The 17586-nt window shown below is 64.6% G+C and carries 22 protein-coding genes and 1 pseudogene; 10 read left to right on the top strand and 13 right to left on the bottom strand.

Going from position 1 to position 17586, the window contains the following annotated elements:
• Positions 1–159: 159 nt before the first annotated feature.
• Positions 160–363 (bottom strand): hypothetical protein, encoded by a 204-nt coding sequence (locus tag P6U28_RS11855; RefSeq protein WP_122406697.1) that lies wholly within the window; start codon positions 361–363, stop codon positions 160–162.
• A 551-nt stretch (positions 364–914) separates the two neighbouring features.
• On the opposite strand from P6U28_RS11855, the gene P6U28_RS11850 reads away from it, so the two are divergent.
• Positions 915–2210, top strand: coding sequence for a hypothetical protein (locus P6U28_RS11850; RefSeq protein ID WP_407122302.1), 1296 nt, complete (start codon positions 915–917; stop codon positions 2208–2210).
• Positions 2211–2214: 4 nt separating this feature from the next.
• Here the strand turns inward: P6U28_RS11850 and pdxY are convergent, their stop codons facing one another.
• On the bottom strand, positions 2215–3033 hold the full coding sequence (gene pdxY / locus P6U28_RS11845) for a pyridoxal kinase (RefSeq protein ID WP_407122300.1): 819 nt from the start codon (positions 3031–3033) through the stop codon (positions 2215–2217).
• A 142-nt stretch (positions 3034–3175) separates the two neighbouring features.
• On the opposite strand from pdxY, the pseudogene P6U28_RS11840 reads away from it, so the two are divergent.
• Both P6U28_RS11840 and P6U28_RS11835 read left to right on the top strand, forming a co-directional pair.
• A pseudogene (locus tag P6U28_RS11840) lies at positions 3176–3430 on the top strand (O-methyltransferase); the annotation flags it as partial.
• A 21-nt stretch (positions 3431–3451) separates the two neighbouring features.
• Entirely contained in the window at positions 3452–3796 is a 345-nt protein-coding gene (locus P6U28_RS11835) for a multidrug efflux SMR transporter (protein WP_122403468.1), read from the top strand.
• An 18-nt stretch (positions 3797–3814) separates the two neighbouring features.
• On the opposite strand, the gene P6U28_RS11830 is transcribed toward P6U28_RS11835, so the two are convergent.
• Together P6U28_RS11830 and P6U28_RS11825 are read right to left on the bottom strand one after the other, a co-directional pair.
• Positions 3815–4132: a hypothetical protein gene (locus P6U28_RS11830; RefSeq protein WP_407123058.1), complete on the bottom strand. Its 318-nt coding sequence runs from the start codon at positions 4130–4132 to the stop codon at positions 3815–3817.
• 72 nt (positions 4133–4204) lie between these two features.
• Positions 4205–4411, bottom strand: coding sequence for a hypothetical protein (locus P6U28_RS11825; protein WP_162500295.1), 207 nt, complete (start codon positions 4409–4411; stop codon positions 4205–4207).
• Positions 4412–4817: 406 nt separating this feature from the next.
• Here P6U28_RS11825 and P6U28_RS11820 point away from each other — a divergent pair, with 406 nt between their 5' ends.
• Entirely contained in the window at positions 4818–5099 is a 282-nt protein-coding gene (locus tag P6U28_RS11820) for a hypothetical protein (protein WP_162500296.1), read from the top strand.
• Between the two features lie 97 nt (positions 5100–5196).
• Here P6U28_RS11820 and P6U28_RS11815 read toward each other — a convergent pair whose 3' ends face one another.
• Positions 5197–6276, bottom strand: a complete 1080-nt coding sequence (locus P6U28_RS11815; RefSeq protein WP_407122299.1) for an SH3 domain-containing protein — start codon at positions 6274–6276, stop codon at positions 5197–5199.
• Positions 6277–6428: 152 nt separating this feature from the next.
• Positions 6429–8351, bottom strand: coding sequence for an FAD-binding monooxygenase (locus tag P6U28_RS11810; protein ID WP_407122298.1), 1923 nt, complete (start codon positions 8349–8351; stop codon positions 6429–6431).
• Positions 8352–8445: 94 nt separating this feature from the next.
• On the opposite strand from P6U28_RS11810, the gene P6U28_RS11805 reads away from it, so the two are divergent.
• On the top strand, positions 8446–8910 hold the full coding sequence (locus P6U28_RS11805) for a MarR family winged helix-turn-helix transcriptional regulator (protein WP_122403474.1): 465 nt from the start codon (positions 8446–8448) through the stop codon (positions 8908–8910).
• Positions 8911–9027: 117 nt separating this feature from the next.
• A complete protein-coding gene (locus P6U28_RS11800; RefSeq protein ID WP_129142878.1) occupies positions 9028–9459 on the top strand; it encodes a hypothetical protein in 432 nt (143 codons plus the stop codon).
• Between the two features lie 42 nt (positions 9460–9501).
• Here the strand turns inward: P6U28_RS11800 and P6U28_RS11795 are convergent, their stop codons facing one another.
• Positions 9502–10119 carry a L,D-transpeptidase gene (locus tag P6U28_RS11795; RefSeq protein ID WP_162500602.1) on the bottom strand — a complete coding sequence of 206 codons (618 nt, stop codon included), beginning with the start codon at positions 10117–10119 and terminating at the stop codon, positions 9502–9504.
• A 321-nt stretch (positions 10120–10440) separates the two neighbouring features.
• On the opposite strand from P6U28_RS11795, the gene P6U28_RS11790 reads away from it, so the two are divergent.
• Positions 10441–11556, top strand: a complete 1116-nt coding sequence (locus P6U28_RS11790) for a hypothetical protein (protein ID WP_407122297.1) — start codon at positions 10441–10443, stop codon at positions 11554–11556.
• A 369-nt stretch (positions 11557–11925) separates the two neighbouring features.
• Positions 11926–12156 (top strand): DUF6894 family protein, encoded by a 231-nt coding sequence (locus P6U28_RS11785; protein ID WP_122403477.1) that lies wholly within the window; start codon positions 11926–11928, stop codon positions 12154–12156.
• A gap of 108 nt (positions 12157–12264) precedes the next feature.
• Here P6U28_RS11785 and P6U28_RS11780 read toward each other — a convergent pair whose 3' ends face one another.
• Positions 12265–13047, bottom strand: coding sequence for an SDR family NAD(P)-dependent oxidoreductase (locus tag P6U28_RS11780; RefSeq protein WP_407122296.1), 783 nt, complete (start codon positions 13045–13047; stop codon positions 12265–12267).
• A 127-nt stretch (positions 13048–13174) separates the two neighbouring features.
• On the opposite strand from P6U28_RS11780, the gene P6U28_RS11775 reads away from it, so the two are divergent.
• Both P6U28_RS11775 and P6U28_RS11770 read left to right on the top strand, forming a co-directional pair.
• Positions 13175–13567 (top strand): hypothetical protein, encoded by a 393-nt coding sequence (locus tag P6U28_RS11775; RefSeq protein ID WP_407122295.1) that lies wholly within the window; start codon positions 13175–13177, stop codon positions 13565–13567.
• Between the two features lie 107 nt (positions 13568–13674).
• The gene (locus P6U28_RS11770) at positions 13675–13923 is read left to right on the top strand and encodes a hypothetical protein (RefSeq protein ID WP_407122294.1); all 249 of its coding nucleotides are present in this window, start codon (positions 13675–13677) and stop codon (positions 13921–13923) included.
• Between the two features lie 21 nt (positions 13924–13944).
• Here P6U28_RS11770 and P6U28_RS11765 read toward each other — a convergent pair whose 3' ends face one another.
• From P6U28_RS11765 to P6U28_RS11745, 5 genes are all read right to left on the bottom strand, one after another.
• On the bottom strand, positions 13945–14130 hold the full coding sequence (locus P6U28_RS11765) for a hypothetical protein (protein ID WP_027572193.1): 186 nt from the start codon (positions 14128–14130) through the stop codon (positions 13945–13947).
• 174 nt (positions 14131–14304) lie between these two features.
• Positions 14305–14586 carry a cell division topological specificity factor MinE gene (gene minE, locus P6U28_RS11760; protein WP_035703963.1) on the bottom strand — a complete coding sequence of 94 codons (282 nt, stop codon included), beginning with the start codon at positions 14584–14586 and terminating at the stop codon, positions 14305–14307.
• Entirely contained in the window at positions 14583–15398 is an 816-nt protein-coding gene (gene minD, locus P6U28_RS11755) for a septum site-determining protein MinD (RefSeq protein WP_122403481.1), read from the bottom strand. The genes minE and minD overlap by 4 nt, the downstream gene beginning before the upstream one ends.
• A 21-nt stretch (positions 15399–15419) precedes the next feature.
• Positions 15420–16118, bottom strand: a complete 699-nt coding sequence (gene minC, locus P6U28_RS11750; RefSeq protein ID WP_122403482.1) for a septum site-determining protein MinC — start codon at positions 16116–16118, stop codon at positions 15420–15422.
• A gap of 359 nt (positions 16119–16477) precedes the next feature.
• A complete protein-coding gene (locus tag P6U28_RS11745; protein ID WP_407122293.1) occupies positions 16478–17494 on the bottom strand; it encodes an ABC transporter substrate-binding protein in 1017 nt (338 codons plus the stop codon).
• Between the last annotated feature and the right edge of the window lie 92 nt (positions 17495–17586).

Below are 17586 nucleotides of genomic sequence, written 5' to 3'. Positions count from 1 at the left end.
CAAAGGTGAGAGTCGGAGCATATTTAGGCGCGTTTTGCTGCAGCGCGACATACATTGCTGCATCGCAACAGCGCGCCCGACGCATGACGATATGCCTAATGCCTACAAGGCCTTGGACGAATCACACCGGCTGCGACATGGCGCTTCCACGGGCGGTGCTCAGCCACCGAGCACATTGCCCCAGCCATCGAAGAGGTAAGTCTTCCAGGCCACGGTTCCATCCGTGCCGCGCCGACTGGCACGCCGGTAGTCGTCTGCCTGATCGGCGGTCCAGGTGATGATCGTGTCCGAAAGGCGATCGTGGAGGATGGCGGGCTCGGTGGGATCGAAGTTGTCCATGGGACGAAGCGAGGAATGTGTCATGGCGCCTCCAACGCTCCAGCCGCCGCAAAGTTTCGGCAGCGCAGCGAAGCAAAAGGGACGCTGCGCGTTCTGGATACGAAAGAGAGAATAGAGATCCCTTACTTCAACGCCATCGCCAGCGATTGCAGCCTTGCGACCAGATTGGTGCCGAGAGCGTAGATGATCTCGACGATGGCGAGCGCGATTCCAGCTGCGATCAGCACCACAACTACCGGAGATTGCAGACCGACGGAACTGCACGGCCACAATCCAAGATTGCGTAAATGCAATCGCTGCAAGTTGACGACAATGCTGCATTTGCAGTCGATTTCGCGCCGATGCGTTGCTGGAACCATGATGGAACCCGCGTTGCACCTCGGCAACACCCGTCTCGAAAAGCCTGCATCCGCCGATTTGCGCCATTGCGCCGCCACCCCGGAGCCCGAACAATCGACGCGCTGCGTGCCTTTCCGTGCAAGACTGTTTTCGTCAAGACTGTTTTCGTCAAGACTGTTTGCATCATGACTGTTCGGACAGGATGGTTCGAACAGAACCGTTCGGAGGCAGGGATCATGAACGATCGGCGGTCTCTTCTGGTGGCACTGTCGTGTCCCTCGGCCGTTCTCGCGGGCTGGCTGGCGTTGTCTCTCTCCGCCCATGTCCCCGCCCTCATCGAGAACAGCGGCGCCAATGCGGCTGCCGTCCCGCACGTCAAGGACTTCGGCCGCCTCGACCTCGCCGACGTGCCGCACGCTGCGACGATCGAGGACGGCATCGCCCTGACCGCCGACATCGCCGCCGTCGCTGCGGCGCCTGCCCCGGCAGCGACAGCGCCGACAACGCCCGAGGAGCCCGCCTTCGCCGTCGAGCTCGCTTCGGCCGACCCTGTGCTGATCCTGCCGACGGAGGCAGCGCCCGCGCCGCAGACTTCGCCTCAACCGGAGCCCATCGCCAGCGCGGCTGCCCCTGCGCCGGAGCCCGTCAAGCTCGCATCCGCCGATCCCACCGAGATCGTGACGACGGACGCACTGTCCCCCGCCGCGGTTGCGAGTGGCCCCGTCGCGCCTGCCAGCAACGTGTCGCCGTCTGCCGACACCGTCACCGTGCTCGACGAATGCTTCGTCATCGATGCCTGTATCGACCGCTACCTCTGGACGCTCTATCAGCGCACCCCGAAAGAGGACACGATCAAGGTTCAGGAGCGGCGCGCCGTCACCATCAAGCGCAGGGGCAAGACCGTCACGGTGATGCGCAGCTTCACGAAGCTGGTCGATCAGGACTTCGGCTGGAAAGATCCGAAGGCGGCCGAGCGCGCCGGCATGTCGATGATGGACTACGTCATCGGCGGCATGGACAAGAGCTTCAAGCAGAAGCTGTTCCGCACACTGCTCGCAGCCGAAGCCGCCGGCCTGTCGCCGGGCATCACCAGCGCATTTCGCGACGATTACCGCCAGTCGATCGCGAGCGGCCTGAAGGCCGCCTCCGACCGCTCCTATCACGGCGGCAGCAGCCGTGGCGGCTACGGCCACGGCATGGCGGCTGACATCGTCAGCACCCAAGGCAATGACCGCGCGCAGCGCTGGGTCTCGACCGAGATCCTGTGGAAGTGGGTCGACGCCAACGGCAAGGCGTTCGGCATCGGTCGCCCCTATCTCGACCGCGATCCGCCGCATGTCGGCCCGATCGACGGCCAGGAATACATCTCGAAGCGTGGCACCGCCGATCGCAAGGACGTTGCAAGCGCCAAGCCGAAGAAGCTGCGGGCCGTGGCCAGCGCCAAGCCGCCAAAGGCCCACGCCGCGCGCGAGCAGAAGAGCTCGGCCAAACCGCAGAAATCGGCGCAATCCGCGACCAAGCGCGCAACCTGACCGGCTACGGCTTGCGCGGCGTTCTCGGCAACGGCACGAGCCGCATCTCGGCCGAGCCGGCTTCCTGCGTGCGCACCAGCACCGCAAAGATCGTGTCGACCGCAAGCCGTACGGCGGACTCCATCGCTTCGCCCTTGGCCAGATGCGCCGCAATCAGCCCGGTGAGGAGGTCACCGGTGCCGTAGGGACGGATCGGCAGGCGCAGTGTTGCAAAGCGCGACAATCGCTCGCCGGCGCACAGGATCGTCTCGACCCGCCCCGCCGCCGTGTCAGCGAGGGTGCAGCCGGTGGCGACGACGTCGGTACAGCCTGCCCCTGCCAGTACCGCGCACGCCGCGCTGAGGCCTTGGGCATCGGCAATCGTCACTCCCGAGAGCAGCTCGAGCTCGAACTGGTTCGGTGTCGTGAGGTTCGCCGCCGGCAGCAGCCGGTGCCGGACAACGTCCAAAATGCCGTCCGCGACATAGACGCGGCCGTCATCGCCGATCACGGGATCGCAGAGATAGACGAGCTTCGCATTGCGCGTGCGCGCCCGCTCGACGAAATCGGCGATCACGGCGGCATTGCCGGGCGAGCCGAGATAGCCGGTTACGAGCACGGCCGCCTCGTCGACGAGACCGCGCTCCTCCACGCCCTTCAGGAGATCCGCGACGAGCTCGGTCTCCAGCACCCGGCCGCGCAGGCTCGGATAGCGCGGATGGTTGGACAGCAGCGTCGTCGGCACCGCCGCAACGTTCACGCCCTCCGCCTGAATGGCGTAGGCAGCCGCGCTGTTGCCGACATGGCCGTGGACCACCTGGCTCTGAATGGAGATGACGAGCATGAGATAGGTCCGTAGAGTCAAACGTTGAGTGTGGCAAGAGCAGCAGGCCCGCGGTCTCGCGCTTCAGCGGCGTGCAAGCTCATCGAGATAGGCGCAGAACATATCGGCCAGGCCGTCTGCTCATCAACTCTGGAGACTTCGAATGGCCACCCCGACCATCGCATCGCTTGCGCCGCTGCTGGATCGCCTGTTCGGCGAAGCCGAGGCTGCAAGCGACGCAACGGAAGCCGCTGTTGCGGATCTGTCCGACGCAGACCGGGACCGGATGATGCGGAGCAAGACCGAATATCGCGATCTCTATGGACGCCTGAAGGAGGCACCGCTCGCGGTCTCGCGCGAGACCGGAGCGCTGCTCTACATGCTGGCGCCCGCATCATGTCGCAGGTTCGTCACTGACACATGATATGGGCTCGGGCTCATGACCTCCGCCTTCAATGCCTACGCAGCTCTCGCCCTTGCCATCGTGTTCGAGGTCACAGCGTCGGCGTTGCTGCAGCAGTCCGCGCAATTCACCCGTCCCTGGCCGACGCTGGCGATGGTGCTGTTCTACGCCGCCTCGTTCTACGCGCTGTCGGTGGCGATCCGGGTCATCCCGTTGAGCATCGCCTATGCGATCTGGGGCGGAGTCGGCATCATCCTGACCGCCACCGTTTCGTTCGTGCTGTTCCGCCAGATACTGGACGCTGCAGCCTTCGTCGGCATCGCGCTGATCGTATCAGGGGTCGTGATCATCAACCTGTTCTCGGAGACCACGATGCGTTGATGCCGGAACACCCCGGCGTTATTGGCCATGCACCGGCTTGGGCGGACGCGGCGCCGAACGGGGCGCCTTTGCACCGGGCTTGCCCGAACCCCGGGGCGGCGGCTCATCAACCGACTCGAGATAGGCGGCAAGTGCCTTGGCCGAGTCGGAGCTGGTTGCGTAATGATCCCTCAGGAACCAGGACAGCGTCAGGCTGAAGCGGCCCTTGGCAAGGCCGCGTGGGCTGCGGTGGCAGGTCGCGCAGCCTTCAGCGAAGATCTTCGCGGGCGATTTGCCGGCGTCGAGATTTTGCGCGGCGGCGGCCGTCACCGTCAGCACTGCGGCTGCAAGAATCATCAAGAGCGCGGTCAAGTCGCGTCCCGGTCGAAACAGCGACGTCAAATGTGGTCCCCCTCGCCCGTCGTGCGATCACGCAGCCGACGGCTGATCGAATTCGGGCGGCGCGTAGGCCTTGCCGTCCTGGTCGGTGATGACGACCCGCCAGCCCTCGCTCGCCCACACTTTCGCCTTCGCCACGATGAGCAGCCGGCTCTCGCGGGCGAAACTGTACTTCTCGTTGTCGCGTTCTGCGACCATCTTGTAGGCCAATTCGCATCCCCTTGCGTCGCCCTGCACCCGGCCTCCTCGTGGCAGCGGGCTTTGGCGGCAATTCGCCGGGAGCGTGGCAATTTGATGCCATCCGCAGGCGGTATGGCCGGCCCCGTACCATCGGCAACGGAGCCGATCCTGCTGTTCGGATCGGTGCTAAAGCATGATCCGGAAAAGTGCGAAGCGGTTTTCCGGAAAGATCATGCGTAAACAACAAGCTAAAGCGCGATGACGATTCATCCAAATCTCATCGCGCTTTAGCCTTCCCTGGAAAGCCCGGCCCTCGCGCCGGGCTTTCTGCTTTGGCGGGCCGCTCAAGTTCCGTGCGCGTACAATTTAAGAAAGTTCTTCGCGGGCAGATTTCATCGATCGTAATATGTCTACCCAAAGCTGCAGTCATCCACTCGGGGCAGCGGGGCACCGGAGGATGATGATGAGACAGAGCCAAGCGGAGACGCGCCGTCAGCAAAATGTCGCAAAGCGGTCGATGACCAAGGAGGCCAAGCAGCTGGCCGGCCTGATCGCCGGACTGCGCAAATCTCTCGAAGCGATCCACAAGGAACGGGCGAGCGCGAAGCTCACCGGCGCCGAGATGGGTTTGCTCGACGAGCGTCGCAACAATCTGCTGCTCACCATTGCAGCCCTCGATGACCGCCTCTCGGCGGTGCAGGGCCTGATCAATCTCGGCCGTCCCCATATTATCCGCGTGCACTAAAGCGCGATGAGATTTGGATGAATCGTCATCGCGCTTTAGCTTGTTGTTTACGCATGATCTTTCCGGAAAACCGCTTCGCACTTTTCCGGATCATGCTTTAGTGCTTCTGGTGACCGTCGCCGGGACCGCCGGCCGGGGCGCCACCCGCACGTGGCGCGGCATTGACGTGCGGAGCGCCACCGCCGCCGGGATGCGGCATGGCAGGCGCGGTCGCGCGCGGTGCCGGCATCTGCGCGCGCGCATTCATCGGCGCACCATGACTCACATTCGGCGGCGCCACGTGCGGCGTCGCGGGCCGTGCGGCAGGTGCAGCCGACACGCGCGGCGCTTCATGCGCACGCGCCATCGGCTGGGCACGGACGGCGGCGCGGCTTGCAGCTTGCTCGTGCATCATGCGCGCCTGTGCATCGCGCGGATTGCGGCTCTGCACATTGGCCCGCTCATGCGCGATGCGCTCGCTACGGCCGACGCGCGTCCGGTCGGCCGTCACTGCAGCGTCGCGTTTCGTGATCGCCGCATCACGCTTCGTGATCGCAGCGTCGCCCCTTCCGATCGCAGCGTCGCGCCTTGCGATCGCAGCGTCGCGCCTTGCGATCGCGGCGTCGCGGGTGGCAATCGCGGCATCGTGCCGTGAGGTCGTAGCGTCACGCCCCGAGATCGCGGCGGCACCCTTGCCACGCACGCCTTCACGTTCCAGCGCGATTGCCGCGTCACGCGTCGCTGCACGACCGATACGGGCTGCGCCCGGGTCGACCGTCATCCGCGTCGCAAAGCGCTCGTGCGAGATCCAGTAATTATTCCAGTAAGCGTGGCGGCGGTACCAGGGGCGTCCCGCATAATAGCTCGACCAGTACGAGGTCAGCACGAAGGGCACGACTGGCACGTCGATCTCGTCGACATAGTCGGGGAGATAGACGTAGTGATTGCGGTAGAGATATTCGAGATATTGCGAGGATACCCAGCCGCGATCGTCGGAGAAGCTCACGTCGCACCAGGCATTGCCGCGCAGGCAGCCATGGATGTTGACGCGGGCGCCGCCGGGGATGCGATCGACCAGGGGAAAGCCCGCGCCCGGCCCGGCACGCAGACCGGTCGAGACGGTGACGATGCCCGGCGCGGCCAGTGCGGCCGTCGGGGCGAGCAGCAATGCAGCAAACAGAACGCTTCTGAGTCTCATGGCATGTTCCTCCTCTGCGAGACGGAACGCGCAAGCGAAACGGGCGTTCCGCCTGTCATCACTGCATCCGCCGAAAGATTGAGAACACGCCGCGCGCGGAGTTCAATATTCATCCGCCGTTCATCGACACCGCGAGCGTAGCAATTCCAGCGTCAGTTCACCGGCAGCATGAAGGCGTCGAAGTACGAGGCGAGCCCTGCAAAGTCGTCGAGCGGCAGCACGCTGGCGACATACTGGTCGGGCCGGACCACGACCATGCAGCCGGCTTTTCGATCGATGCCGCGCATTGCGAAGACGTCTTGGCCGCCCTTGAGGTCCGGAGAAAACATCTTCTCGTAGTCGATCAGACCATAGCGGCCCTTGCGCGGGAGCAGCATTGGCGGCATCGCCGCGACGGCAAGCTCACGATGATCCTGCTGGAAGACGGCACGCAGGTCGATCACGCTGTCGATGTCTGCGCCAACAGGCGTGTATCGCCGCATCGGCGATTCCCGGGATTCGGCAAGGAAGTTGCACAAGCCACTAATGGCCGAGCCGGCAGCCGCAGGATTCTCGGCAGGCGAAAACGCGTAGATGCGGAATCGGCCATCGGCCTGCGCCGCGTGGCCGAGATGCACCGGCTTGGCGTCCGCCACACGGATCACCGGCGCAGAATGGAAGCGCTTGCCGATGACGAGGCCTTCCGCGAGATGCTGATGCGTGGCCGCGCCGGTGAGAACCGATGGACGGTAATGCGTCGCCGTCCCTGCCGTGTAGCGGCCGTGCCGGACGAAATAATCCTGTGTCTTCGCCGCATCGGCACCGCCGGCCTTCGCGGCGGAAGCGAGAATTCCCGCCCATTCGCGGTCGAAATCGATCAACTCCTTCGCGACCGCCTGGCGCTCCGCCGAATAGGAGTGCAGCAAGCTCGGCGCACATTGCTTGCGGAGCACGGCGGCGAGCTTCCAACCGAGATTGAAGGCATCCTGCATCGAGACATTCATGCCCTGCCCGGCCTTCGGGCTGTGGGTGTGGCAGGCATCGCCGGCGATGAAGATGCGCGGCAGGCGCGTATCGATCTCCGCCTCCGGCACATCGTCGAACTTGTCGGTCAGGCGCTGGCCGATCTCGTAGACCGACCACCAGGCGATTTCCTTCACCTCGAGCGAATGCGGCTTCAGGATCCGCTGCGCTTTCGCAATCACGTCGTCGGCAGTGATGTTGCGATTGGCGACGCGCTCGCCGACGTCGAGTTTTGCGAGCTCGACATAGATGCGGACCATGTAGCCGCCTTCGCGCGGAATGATCAGCAGGCTGCCGTCCTTGGCCGACTGGATCAGGGACTTGAAGCGGATATCAGGGAAATCCGTCACCGCCAGCACGTCCATCACGCCCCAGGCGTGGTTGGCGGAATCGCCCTGCAGCTCGCGCCCGATCGATTTGCGCACCGTGCTGCGTGCGCCGTCGCAGCCGACGACGTAGCGCGCCCTGATCGTCTCGACCTTCCCCTCGTTTCCAGCATCGACGCGTTCGAGCCGCACGATCACGGCATGATCGGCGGCATCAGCCGCCGGATCGACATGGAGATCAAGCACGCGCCGGCTGTAATATGGCGCGAGCTTCGCCGGCGATTTGCGCATGACGTCGAGAAAGCAGTCATGGACGCGCGCCTGGTTCAGGATGACGTGCGGGAATTCCGACAGCCCGTCCTCGACGTCCTGCACCCGGCCGCTGCGCGTGATCTTCTCCGGCGTCCGCTCATCCGGCTTCCAGAACGTCGTCTCGTTGACCCAATAGGCCTCCTTCAGCACACGTTCGCTGAAGCCATAGGCGTGGAACATCTCCATGGTGCGGCAGGCGATACCGTCGGCCTGCCCGACCAGCAGGCGCTCCGGCTTCTGCTCGACGATGCAGGTCTTGATGTCGGGGAATTGCGCAAGCTGAGCGGCGAGCGTCAGGCCGGCAGGCCCGCAGCCGACGATGAGAACGTCGACCTCGGCAGGCACGCTTCCCGCCGCCCCCGACGCCTGAACGCGCGCAGCGGGATCGGCGATTTCTGGGTCGCCCGGCTGAAATCCATTGAGATGGAATTGCATGAGCACCTCTCCCGCCAAATTCTGTTTGGATATTGATCAGTATGCTGACTATCAGTATACTTGTCAATGACCCTCACCCTCCGCGGAGACTTCGGTGAAAGACCACAACGACATGCCCGGGCATCTGGCGCGCCGCTTCCAGCAGATCGCGGTCGCGGTGTTCCTGGCCGAGGTCGAAGACGCCGGATTCGATCTCACGCCGGTGCAGTACGCCGCGCTCGCGACCATCAAGGCCAATCCGGGGCTGGACCAGGTAACGCTCGCAGGATTGATCGCCTACGATCGTACCACCATCACCGGCGTGATCGACCGCCTCGTCCAGAAGGGCCTCGCGGAGCGCCGCCCCTCCAGCCGCGACCGCCGCGCGCGGGAGCTTGAGATCACCGACGAAGGCCGGCGCACGCTGCGCAAGATCACGCCGGCCGTCGAATCCGCGCAGCGCATCATGCTGCGTGGTCTCAGCGCGAAGGAGAGCGAGGAGCTGATGCGGCTCTTGCGCAAGGCCATCGCCGCCGGCAATGAGCTCAGCCGCGCTCCGCTGCGCGATGCGCAGGTCTGATGCCGCACCCCGTCCGTAATTGTCGCAGCGCACGAAACCAGGAACTAACCTTCGGCTGCTAACGTCGGCCGCATTGGGCGCTTAACGCGCGATTAACTTTGGGGGGCGGAGTTTCGGATGTCCAGGTTCGTCGTTATTGCCGCAGCCATCGCGCTCTCGACCGGTCACGCGCTCGCCAACGGCCATGGCGGCGGCGATGCCCCGCCCCCGCCGAAACCCGAGGCGACGACGGCACCGGCGAAGGTGGTCCTGACCAAGCAGGGTCCCAAGCTCGTCGATCTCAAGGGCATGACGCTTTATTATTACGAGCGCGACACCACCGGAAAGACCTCGAACTGCAACGGCAAGTGCACCGAGAGCTGGGTGCCGCTGGCGGCGACGGCCGATGCCAAGGCTGTCGGCGACTTCACCGTGATCAGCCGCAACGACGGCACCAAGATGTGGGCGTACCGCTACCGCCCGCTCTACACCTCGCCCGCCGACAAGGCGCCGGGCGATGCCAACGGCAATGCCACGACGCTGCAATGGCGCATTGCCCGGCCTGAGTAGCAGCGCAGAAACAACCTGGCTCGAACGGCCGGTCGCGCAGCCTCACCCGCGCCAGCGCCCGCCCGTTTCGGCCTGCGCGCTCTGCCCTGGCGGCAGTACCACCACGGTAGAGCCCAGCTTCACCCGATCATAGAGATCGATCACGTCCTCGTTGCGCATCCGGATGCAGCCGGACGAGATCGCCTGCCCGATATATTCGGGCTGGTTGGTACCGTGGATGCGGTAGAGCGTGTCCTTGTTGCCGACATAGAGATAGATGCCCCGCGCGCCCAGCGGATTGGCAGGCCCCCCGGGAACGCGCGCCGGATAGGGGCCGAGTCGCGCCTGGATATCCGCTGTCGGAACCCAGTCGGGCCATTCCGCCAAGCGGCCGACGCGCGCGACGCCGGAAAACGCCATGGCTTCCTCACCGACCGCAACGCCGTAGCGGATCGCCTTGCCATCGGGCAGCACGTAATAGAGGTAACGCGCGTCGGTATCGACCAGGATCGTGCCCGGCTGCTCCTTGCGACGGTAGTCCACGATATGGCGGAGATATTGCTCGGGCACGTTCGCCTGCGCATAAGGCGTGTGCGCGAGCAACTGACGGTCGCGCGGCGTCATGCTCGCATCCGTCGATGGCGAAAGCGTCGCCTGCATGCAGCCGCCCAGCGGCAACATGGCTGCGACGAACAAAACGAGTAGAGATCTTGGCACCGCCGGCCCCCGGATAGCGGATAGCAGCGCCCCCAGCAGCCCCACATGCTGCCAAAATCGTGCTGAAAACAAGGCAGAATGGAACAATTGCGCGTGTTCGACAAACCGGGTTCCATCACCACAAACGGCGGAAGACTGTCGCATCATCTCCATTCCCTCGCCTTGCTTTGGTCAAACCCGGCTGGACTCGTTGCGGCATGGGGATCGGCATGGGCTCACCTCAGATCAGCCCCGCGCCAATGCGGACGACTTAAACCTCATCAACCGGGCTTCAAAGGAGCTGCGATGCTCGCGACGCTGAATGCCAAGCAAATCGTCGATGAGATCGTGAAGGACACGATCAAGGACAACGATCCGCATGACGCGCTTCAGATCTCTCCGGAGATCGTGCTGGCTTCGCGTCCAGCCAGCGTGCCCCCCGCGCTGGCGCCGGAGATCGCGCCGCGTCCGGAGCCCAAGTTTACTCCGGAGCCAAAGTTTACTCCGGAGCCAAAGTTTACTCCGGAGGCAAAGTTTACTCCGGAGCCGAAGTTCACTGTGGAGCCGCCGCGCGCGCCCGAGCCCACCATCAACGTCGTCTACGGAAAGCCCGCCGCGGCGCCGTCGGTCGACACGGCTGTCCGCGTCACCTCCAGTGATGGTCCGGTCAGGCCGAAGCGATCCTCGATCGGCAAGTGGCTGCGCCGTGCGTTCGTCACGTTCCTGCTTGCGGGCACCAGCGCGGTGGCCGCCATCGCCTGGGAGAAGCACGGCGACACGGCAAAGCAAATGCTCGCCGAATGGACGCCGGTATTGACGTCGGTGATGCCGTCTTCCATGCCGCTGATGTCTTCGACCCCGCAGACGACGCCCGTCGCGGCGGCGCAAGCTGCCCCGCCTGAAGCGCCAGCGGTAACCGAACAAGCGGCCGATCAAGCTGCGACCCCGCCTGCGACCCAGCTTGCCGCCGCGCCCGCAACAGCGCAGCCCGACACCTCGCAGTCGTTGCAGTCGCAGTCGTTGCAGTCAATGACGAACGATATCGCCGCGATGGCGCAGCAGATCGAGCAGCTCAAGGCCAACATCGCCGAGTTGAAGGCAGGACAGGAGCAGATGGCGCGTGAGATGGCGAAGCCGCCTGCGCCCAGGCCAGTGGCTGTTGAGACGAGGCCGGCCGATCCGCGCCCGCGCGCTGCTGCGCTCCCGCCGCAGCCTCCCGCGCCGCCGCTTCGCAAGCCCAAACCGGCTGTCAGGCCGGCCGTGACGCGGACCTACATGCCGGCCTATTCGCCCGCGCCGCCCGCGCCTCCACCGCCATCGCAGGCAGCCGCGGCCCCGCCGCCAGCGGCGCCCGTTGCGACGACGCAAGCCGTTGCCGATGACGACGGACCTGTCGTGCGTCCGCCGATGCCGCTGCGCTAGCAGCGGCAGACGACAGCACGACATCGCGCACGCTGTCCGAGTCGGTGTGATGCGTTGAGTCCGGGCGATTACGGAAGCGATGCCTCGTTCGTCTTCCGCTCAAGAGAAAAGGCCGTCGGGATCTATGCCGCCGGCCTTCTCTTGCAGCTGCCGGTTCCCGGAGCCCGGTTCTGCTGCAATTCCATGCCTTATGATCCCGCAGATATATTTAATAGAATCTTAACGAACCCGCACGCTGCACATCATTTCTGCGCCATAAGCCCAGAGATTGCGCGGCTAGTACATTCGGCAGATATCGACTCAGTGGTACCATCCGACATGCGTTGAGACTTGCGCTGAAGCTCAGATCGTCACACCGGGGGAAGTCGGATGCCCTACTACTCTTTCGATCTCGTGGTTGGTGAAGAGTTCAAGAACCAAGGTGGAATCATCCTCGAAGACATCGAGGTTGCCTCCGATCGGGCCGATCAATTGGCGTGCGAGCTGTCGCAGGTGAAGCCGGAGCTGCAGCAGAAGGGTTGCGCGGTGCGCGTCACCGATGGCGATCACAACGAGCTCTATCGCACGCCGCTCGATCCGGTACCGGCCTGGCAGCGCTAAGCTGAGCCTAAAGCATGATCCGGAAAAGTGCGAAGCGGTTTTCCGGAAAGATCATGCGTAAACAACAAGCTAAAGCGCGATGACGATTCATCCAAATCTCATCGAGCTTTAGTCCAGCGTCGACGGCTCGAACCAGTTCGTCAGCGACAATCCGCCATCGACGACGAAGGCTGCGCCGGTGACGTAAGCGGAAAGCTTGTTCGACAGCACCGTGAGCGCCATCGGCACGAGATCCTGGGCCTCGCCGAGACGCCCTAGCGGAATGTGCCGCGCCAGCGCGGGATCGGCAACGAAGCCACCGGCTGCGATCGCGCCGGGCACCAGCGCGTTGACGCGGATATCATGGCGGCCAAACGTCTTGGCCAGCTCCTTCACCAACATCCCCAGCCCCGCCTTCGCCGTCGAATAATGCGGCAGGTTGCGCGGGGTGCCCGCATGCAGCGAGATCAGAAACAGGAACGAGCCCGGCCGCTTCGCCGCGATCAGCCGTTTTGCGAGCTCGCGCGCCAGATGAAATCCGGCATCGAGATTGACGGCGTGCATCTCCTGCCATGTCCTGCGATCGACCGCGAGCGCATGATCGGCCTCCCGCCGCGGCGGCGAGGCGCTGTGGACGAAATGCGTGATCGCGCCCAGCGCGGCATGTGCGGCAGTCAACAGCTCATCGCAGGCCTCGAGCCTGGCGAGATCGCCGACCCAAGGCACGGCCAAATCGGGCCTCTCGCTCGCGCTGATCGCGGCACGCACCCGCTCCGCGTTCACATCCGCGAACATGGTGCGGACGCCCTCGCCGACCAAGCCTAGCGCGATCGCGCGGCCGATGCCGTTGCCCGCGCCGGTGACGAGCGCGGTGTCGTATGCGGGATCGAACGGCGTGCTGAACAGGCTCATGTTGCGCTCCGCGGCTGGGGAGCGCCAGGTTAGCCCACCGCCCGGACGGACGACAATCGCGCTCCGGCCCCATTGCCGAGCGGCGCGCCGGACGCTAGCCTCTCAAAAAACGGAGGAGGTTCCAGGGATGCGCGCCGGTTTTCTGATGACGGGCCTGTTGCTGCTGGCTGCGCCGGCGCTGGCGGCCGACGCGCCGCCGCGGTCGACCTATGTGACGATGGTCTTGCAGGCCTTCGCCGCCAAGGTCGAGTGTCCCAACACGGACCTCGTCTATCAGGACCTCGTGCAGAGGGCGCAGCAGATGCATCTGCCCGACGGCACCACCGAGAAGGTACGTAAGGCGATTGCCTGGATGCACACTGGCGGCAAGATGGGTGAGAAGCAGGACGATGATTTGATGGCCGAGGTCGCGGTCGCGACCCAGGCGACCGACATGGACCAGCGCCGCCTCGGCATGCCCGGCTGGTGCGAGGCCCAAAAGACCAACCTCGCCGGCCTGATCCGCAGCAAGGGCGGCTAGCCGGTTTCGCGGTGTTAAGCACGCCGCGACGGAACCTGCGCTACGGCCCAAAATCGTCACAATCCTCGAAAGCATGCGGCCTCCTGGAATTCGAACAGGAGGTCCTCATGCGGAGTATCCATTGCGTTTTCGCCGGCGCGATTGCGGCCGCCACGGTGCTGACTGCGCCCGCACTGGCGAGGAATTCCGATGCCCAGAAGGGCGAGGAAAAACCCACATCGTCGTCCTGCAGTGCCTATCAGCAGGCGCCGGACGGCACGTGGGAACCGCTCCCCTGCAAGGAGTCGGGCGAGCGTGCGCAGCCCCAGACACACAATCGCACTTCGTCGCAAGGCGCTGACCGCGGGGAGCGTTGAGCGTGACCGGGCGTCTGAATGTCAGCTCTGATGCGGGCCGCGCATGATCTTCATGGCGTCCACGATGTGACGCCACTCCTTGGCCTCCTCGGCCTCGCCGCGGCCCTCGCAGGCCTGGGCCTGCTCGGCGGCCTTCGCGATCGCAGCAAAACCGTGCTGCTCGAGCATCTGCCGGGCAACGGTATGGACCTGGACCTCGGACATCATGGGCGCTCTCCGGTCTGACCAACTGCGGTGCAACGCTCCCGCGGGTTGTTCACAACGATTGAAGCCCGGGGCGCGTTCCGTCCGATCGACGTGAGCCCGAAGACAAGGCGGCCACCATGCCCGGCGGACCACCTTCTCACCCACCCCATAACGGGGAATCTTCGGCCGCGTGCCCTACGCGACCGCCACCTTCTTGCGCTCGAAGTCGTTGGGCACCTCGATGTCGACCTCCAGGGTCGAGACCTCGTCGCCGCGCTCGAGCCGGACGATGACCTTGGTCGGGTCCAGCGTCACATGCTTGGACACGACGGCGAGAATTTCCTCGCGCAGCACACCGAGCAGATCGGGCTGGCCGCGCATTCCGCGTTCATGGGCAAGCAGGATCTGCAGCCGTTCGCGAGCGACGGGCGCCGAGGCCTTCTTGCCGCGGAGAAGTCGAAGCAGACCCATGCTCATGCAGCCCTCCGTCGCAGCAGACGATCCATCAGGCCTCTCCGCTCGGCAGGAACATGCATCGTCACGTTCTCGCCGCAGAGGCGCTTGGCCGCGTCCATGTAGGCCCGCGCCGGCGCGCCGTCCGCGTTGGACAGAGTCACCGGTGTGCCGACGTTGGAGGCCTTCAACACGTCCTGGCTCTCGGGGATGATGCCGAGCAAGGGCGTGGCCAGGATCTCGAGGATGTCGTCGATGGTCAGCATCTCGCCCCGCGCGGCGCGCGAGGGATCGTAGCGGGTTATGAGAATGTGCTTCTCGACCCGCTCGCCCTTCTCGGCCCGCACCGTCTTGGAATCGAGCATGCCGATGATGCGGTCGGAATCGCGCACCGAGGAGACTTCCGGATTGGTGACGATCACGGCCTCGTCCGCGAAGCGCATCGCCATGGACGCGCCGCGCTCGATGCCGGCCGGGCTGTCGCAGATCACCCAGTCGAAGCGGCTGCGCAACTCGGCGATGACCTTGCCGACGCCCTCTTCCGTCAGCGCGTCCTTGTCGCGGGTTTGCGAAGCCGGCAGCAGCCACAGATTCTCCAGCCGCTTGTCGCGGATCAGCGCCTGCGGCAGCTTTGCCACCCCCTGCACCACGTTGATGAGGTCGAACACCACGCGGCGTTCGGCGCCCATCACGAGGTCGAGGTTGCGCAAGCCGACGTCGAAATCGACGACGACCACCTTGTCGCCGCGCTGCGCGAGCGCCGCTCCCAGCGCGGCGGTCGTGGTAGTCTTGCCGACCCCGCCCTTGCCTGATGTCACGACCAGTACCTTACTCATCGCAAATGTCTCCTTTGCTGGTCAGTTCAGCGCTGTAATTCGCATGGTATTCCCCTGCAGCCAGGCCTGCGCCGGTTTGCCGCGCAGGGCCTCGTCGATGTCGTCGGCAGTCTGATAAAACCCATCGATCGCAAGCAGTTCGGCTTCGATCTTCTGGCAATAGATGCGCGCGCTGGTGTGTCCGTTCACGCCCGCCATGGCGCGGCCGCGCAGCGCGCCATAGACGTGGATCGAGCCGCCGGCGACGACTTCGGCGCCGGAGCCGACCGAGCCCAGAATGGTGACGTCGCCTTCCGGGAAGATCACGGTCTGGCCCGAGCGCACGGGGTTTTCGAGCAGCAGCGACGTCGGCTTGGTCTCGGCCTTCAGTTCGGCCTTCTTCGGCGCGCTCGGCTCGACCACGCAGCTGCGCCCACCAGTCAGCAGCGGCGGCATCATCGGTGTCAGCCTTCCCTCCTCCACGCCCTCGATGCCGAGCACGCGGATGTTGCGGTCCTGAAGGCTGGTGAGCAGATGGCCGATGCCGGCCTGGCTGAGGTCGACCGAGGACAGATCGATCACCACGGGCCGACCGGCGAAGAAGCCCGGCGAGCGCGCGATGGTGGCGTCGATCTCATGCAGCCAGTCCTGGACCGGAACCGTCGGCGTGAACACGAAAGCCACATAGGAGCGCCCTCGCAGGCGCACCATTTGACGTTGGACTTTAGCTGCAGCCTCCATCACGGCCGACTCGTTCCCTGTTATTGAATGGTTAACGATGCGGCGGATATGGTTAACGGCGGGTTAACTTTCCGTGGGATTACGTGGGGGAAGGATCGTGGCAGGTTGCGCGCTCCCATGTCCCGGACGCGCTGCAACGCGCAAGCGTTGCCGCGCAGAACCGGGGGTCATGCTCTCGGCGAGATGGGCCCCGGCTCTGCAGCGAATCGTCAAAGGGACGCTGCGCTGCGTCCGGGGCACGAGCGGAGAGCAAGGCACACACTTTCCAGATCGTCATTGCGAGCGCAGCGAAGCGCGGGGAGCCTCTGGATTTGCTTCGCTACGCTCGCAATGACGAGGACAGACGGTGAGCCCGCCCCCTACTTCTTCACCTTGCTCGCATCCATCTTGATGCTGGGATCGAGCATCTTGGTAGTGAATGCGGTGGTGACGTCGAACGGCTTCTCCATGCCGAGATAGGTCTGGACCAGTTCGTAGTCCTTCTTCATTCGCTCGCCGTCGATCCAGCCGAGACCCTTGGTGGTCGTGAACTCGTCGGTCATCAGGAATTTGATGCGCTCCCACTGCCGCTCCTGGTTCTCCTTGTCGAGACCGGAGACCTGGTCGAGCAGCGCCTTCAGGCACGGCGTGACGTCGGCAACGCACGCCGCGAAGGCCTTCTGCGTCACGCGCACGAAATCCTCGACGACCTTCGGATTCTTCTGAAGGTACGCGCCGTTGACGATCAGCGAATTGCCGTAAGGGTTGAGCCCGATGTCCTTCCAGTTGAGGTAGCCGAGATCGGGTCCGAACTCGATGACCTTCAGGTCGTGCTCGTTGTAGAAGTCGCTGATGATATCGACGGTGTGGCTCTTCAGCGCCGCGATCTTCGCGGTCGGTCCGACATTGACGAAGCCGACGGAGTCGGGCGCGAGCCCTGCCGCCTTGGCGAACGCCGGCCACATCACGCGCGAAGCATCGCCCGGCGGATTGCCGATCTTGTGGCCGGGGAAATCCTTCACGCCGTTCACGCCATAGCTCTTCAGCCAGTAGAAGGTCTGGCCGGTATTGGCATAGACGCTCATCACCGCGACCGCGTCGGCGCCCTTGCTCTTGGCCACCAGCATGGTGGCGAGATCGGCGACGCCGAACGGCGAGCCGCCGGAGCCGACCTTGGCGGCGGAGACGCCGGAGCCCTTGCCGGTCTCGATGGTGAGGTCGATGCCGGCCTTCTCGTACCAGCCCTGCGCCTTGGCGTAATAATAGGGCGAGTGATCGGCCGTCGGCGTCCAGTTCAGGATCAGATTGACGGCTTCTCCCGCATGCGCGGGCACCGCCGACGTACCGACTCCCAAGGCCAACATCAGGGCCGAGCCCGCCGCCTGCAAACGCTTCATCGCATCTCTCCTCGTTGCCGCGACCCGGCTTGTCGCTCTCCCCTTGTGAGGATACCAATGCAACAAGCCCGTCCTCAACTTGTCAACTGTTT

It is taken from the genome of Bradyrhizobium sp. STM 3561 (assembly GCF_045571455.1).
Classification (GTDB): Bacteria; Pseudomonadota; Alphaproteobacteria; order Rhizobiales; family Xanthobacteraceae; genus Bradyrhizobium; species Bradyrhizobium vignae.
This window is presented reverse-complemented; position numbering and strand designations above follow the sequence as displayed.

Coding starts and splice junctions, on each gene's coding strand:
- P6U28_RS11855 (WP_122406697.1), bottom strand. CDS start 363: ATGACACATTCCTCGCTTCGTCCCATGGACAACTTCGATCCCACCGAG.
- P6U28_RS11850 (WP_407122302.1), top strand. CDS start 915: ATGAACGATCGGCGGTCTCTTCTGGTGGCACTGTCGTGTCCCTCGGCC.
- pdxY (WP_407122300.1), bottom strand. CDS start 3,033: ATGCTCGTCATCTCCATTCAGAGCCAGGTGGTCCACGGCCATGTCGGC.
- P6U28_RS11835 (WP_122403468.1), top strand. CDS start 3,452: ATGACCTCCGCCTTCAATGCCTACGCAGCTCTCGCCCTTGCCATCGTG.
- P6U28_RS11830 (WP_407123058.1), bottom strand. CDS start 4,132: ATGATTCTTGCAGCCGCAGTGCTGACGGTGACGGCCGCCGCCGCGCAA.
- P6U28_RS11820 (WP_162500296.1), top strand. CDS start 4,818: ATGAGACAGAGCCAAGCGGAGACGCGCCGTCAGCAAAATGTCGCAAAG.
- P6U28_RS11815 (WP_407122299.1), bottom strand. CDS start 6,276: ATGAGACTCAGAAGCGTTCTGTTTGCTGCATTGCTGCTCGCCCCGACG.
- P6U28_RS11810 (WP_407122298.1), bottom strand. CDS start 8,351: ATGCAATTCCATCTCAATGGATTTCAGCCGGGCGACCCAGAAATCGCC.
- P6U28_RS11800 (WP_129142878.1), top strand. CDS start 9,028: ATGTCCAGGTTCGTCGTTATTGCCGCAGCCATCGCGCTCTCGACCGGT.
- P6U28_RS11795 (WP_162500602.1), bottom strand. CDS start 10,119: ATGTTGCCGCTGGGCGGCTGCATGCAGGCGACGCTTTCGCCATCGACG.
- P6U28_RS11790 (WP_407122297.1), top strand. CDS start 10,441: ATGCTCGCGACGCTGAATGCCAAGCAAATCGTCGATGAGATCGTGAAG.
- P6U28_RS11785 (WP_122403477.1), top strand. CDS start 11,926: ATGCCCTACTACTCTTTCGATCTCGTGGTTGGTGAAGAGTTCAAGAAC.
- P6U28_RS11780 (WP_407122296.1), bottom strand. CDS start 13,047: ATGAGCCTGTTCAGCACGCCGTTCGATCCCGCATACGACACCGCGCTC.
- P6U28_RS11775 (WP_407122295.1), top strand. CDS start 13,175: ATGCGCGCCGGTTTTCTGATGACGGGCCTGTTGCTGCTGGCTGCGCCG.
- P6U28_RS11770 (WP_407122294.1), top strand. CDS start 13,675: ATGCGGAGTATCCATTGCGTTTTCGCCGGCGCGATTGCGGCCGCCACG.
- P6U28_RS11765 (WP_027572193.1), bottom strand. CDS start 14,130: ATGATGTCCGAGGTCCAGGTCCATACCGTTGCCCGGCAGATGCTCGAG.
- minE (WP_035703963.1), bottom strand. CDS start 14,586: ATGAGCATGGGTCTGCTTCGACTTCTCCGCGGCAAGAAGGCCTCGGCG.
- minD (WP_122403481.1), bottom strand. CDS start 15,398: ATGAGTAAGGTACTGGTCGTGACATCAGGCAAGGGCGGGGTCGGCAAG.
- minC (WP_122403482.1), bottom strand. CDS start 16,118: ATGGAGGCTGCAGCTAAAGTCCAACGTCAAATGGTGCGCCTGCGAGGG.
- P6U28_RS11745 (WP_407122293.1), bottom strand. CDS start 17,494: ATGAAGCGTTTGCAGGCGGCGGGCTCGGCCCTGATGTTGGCCTTGGGA.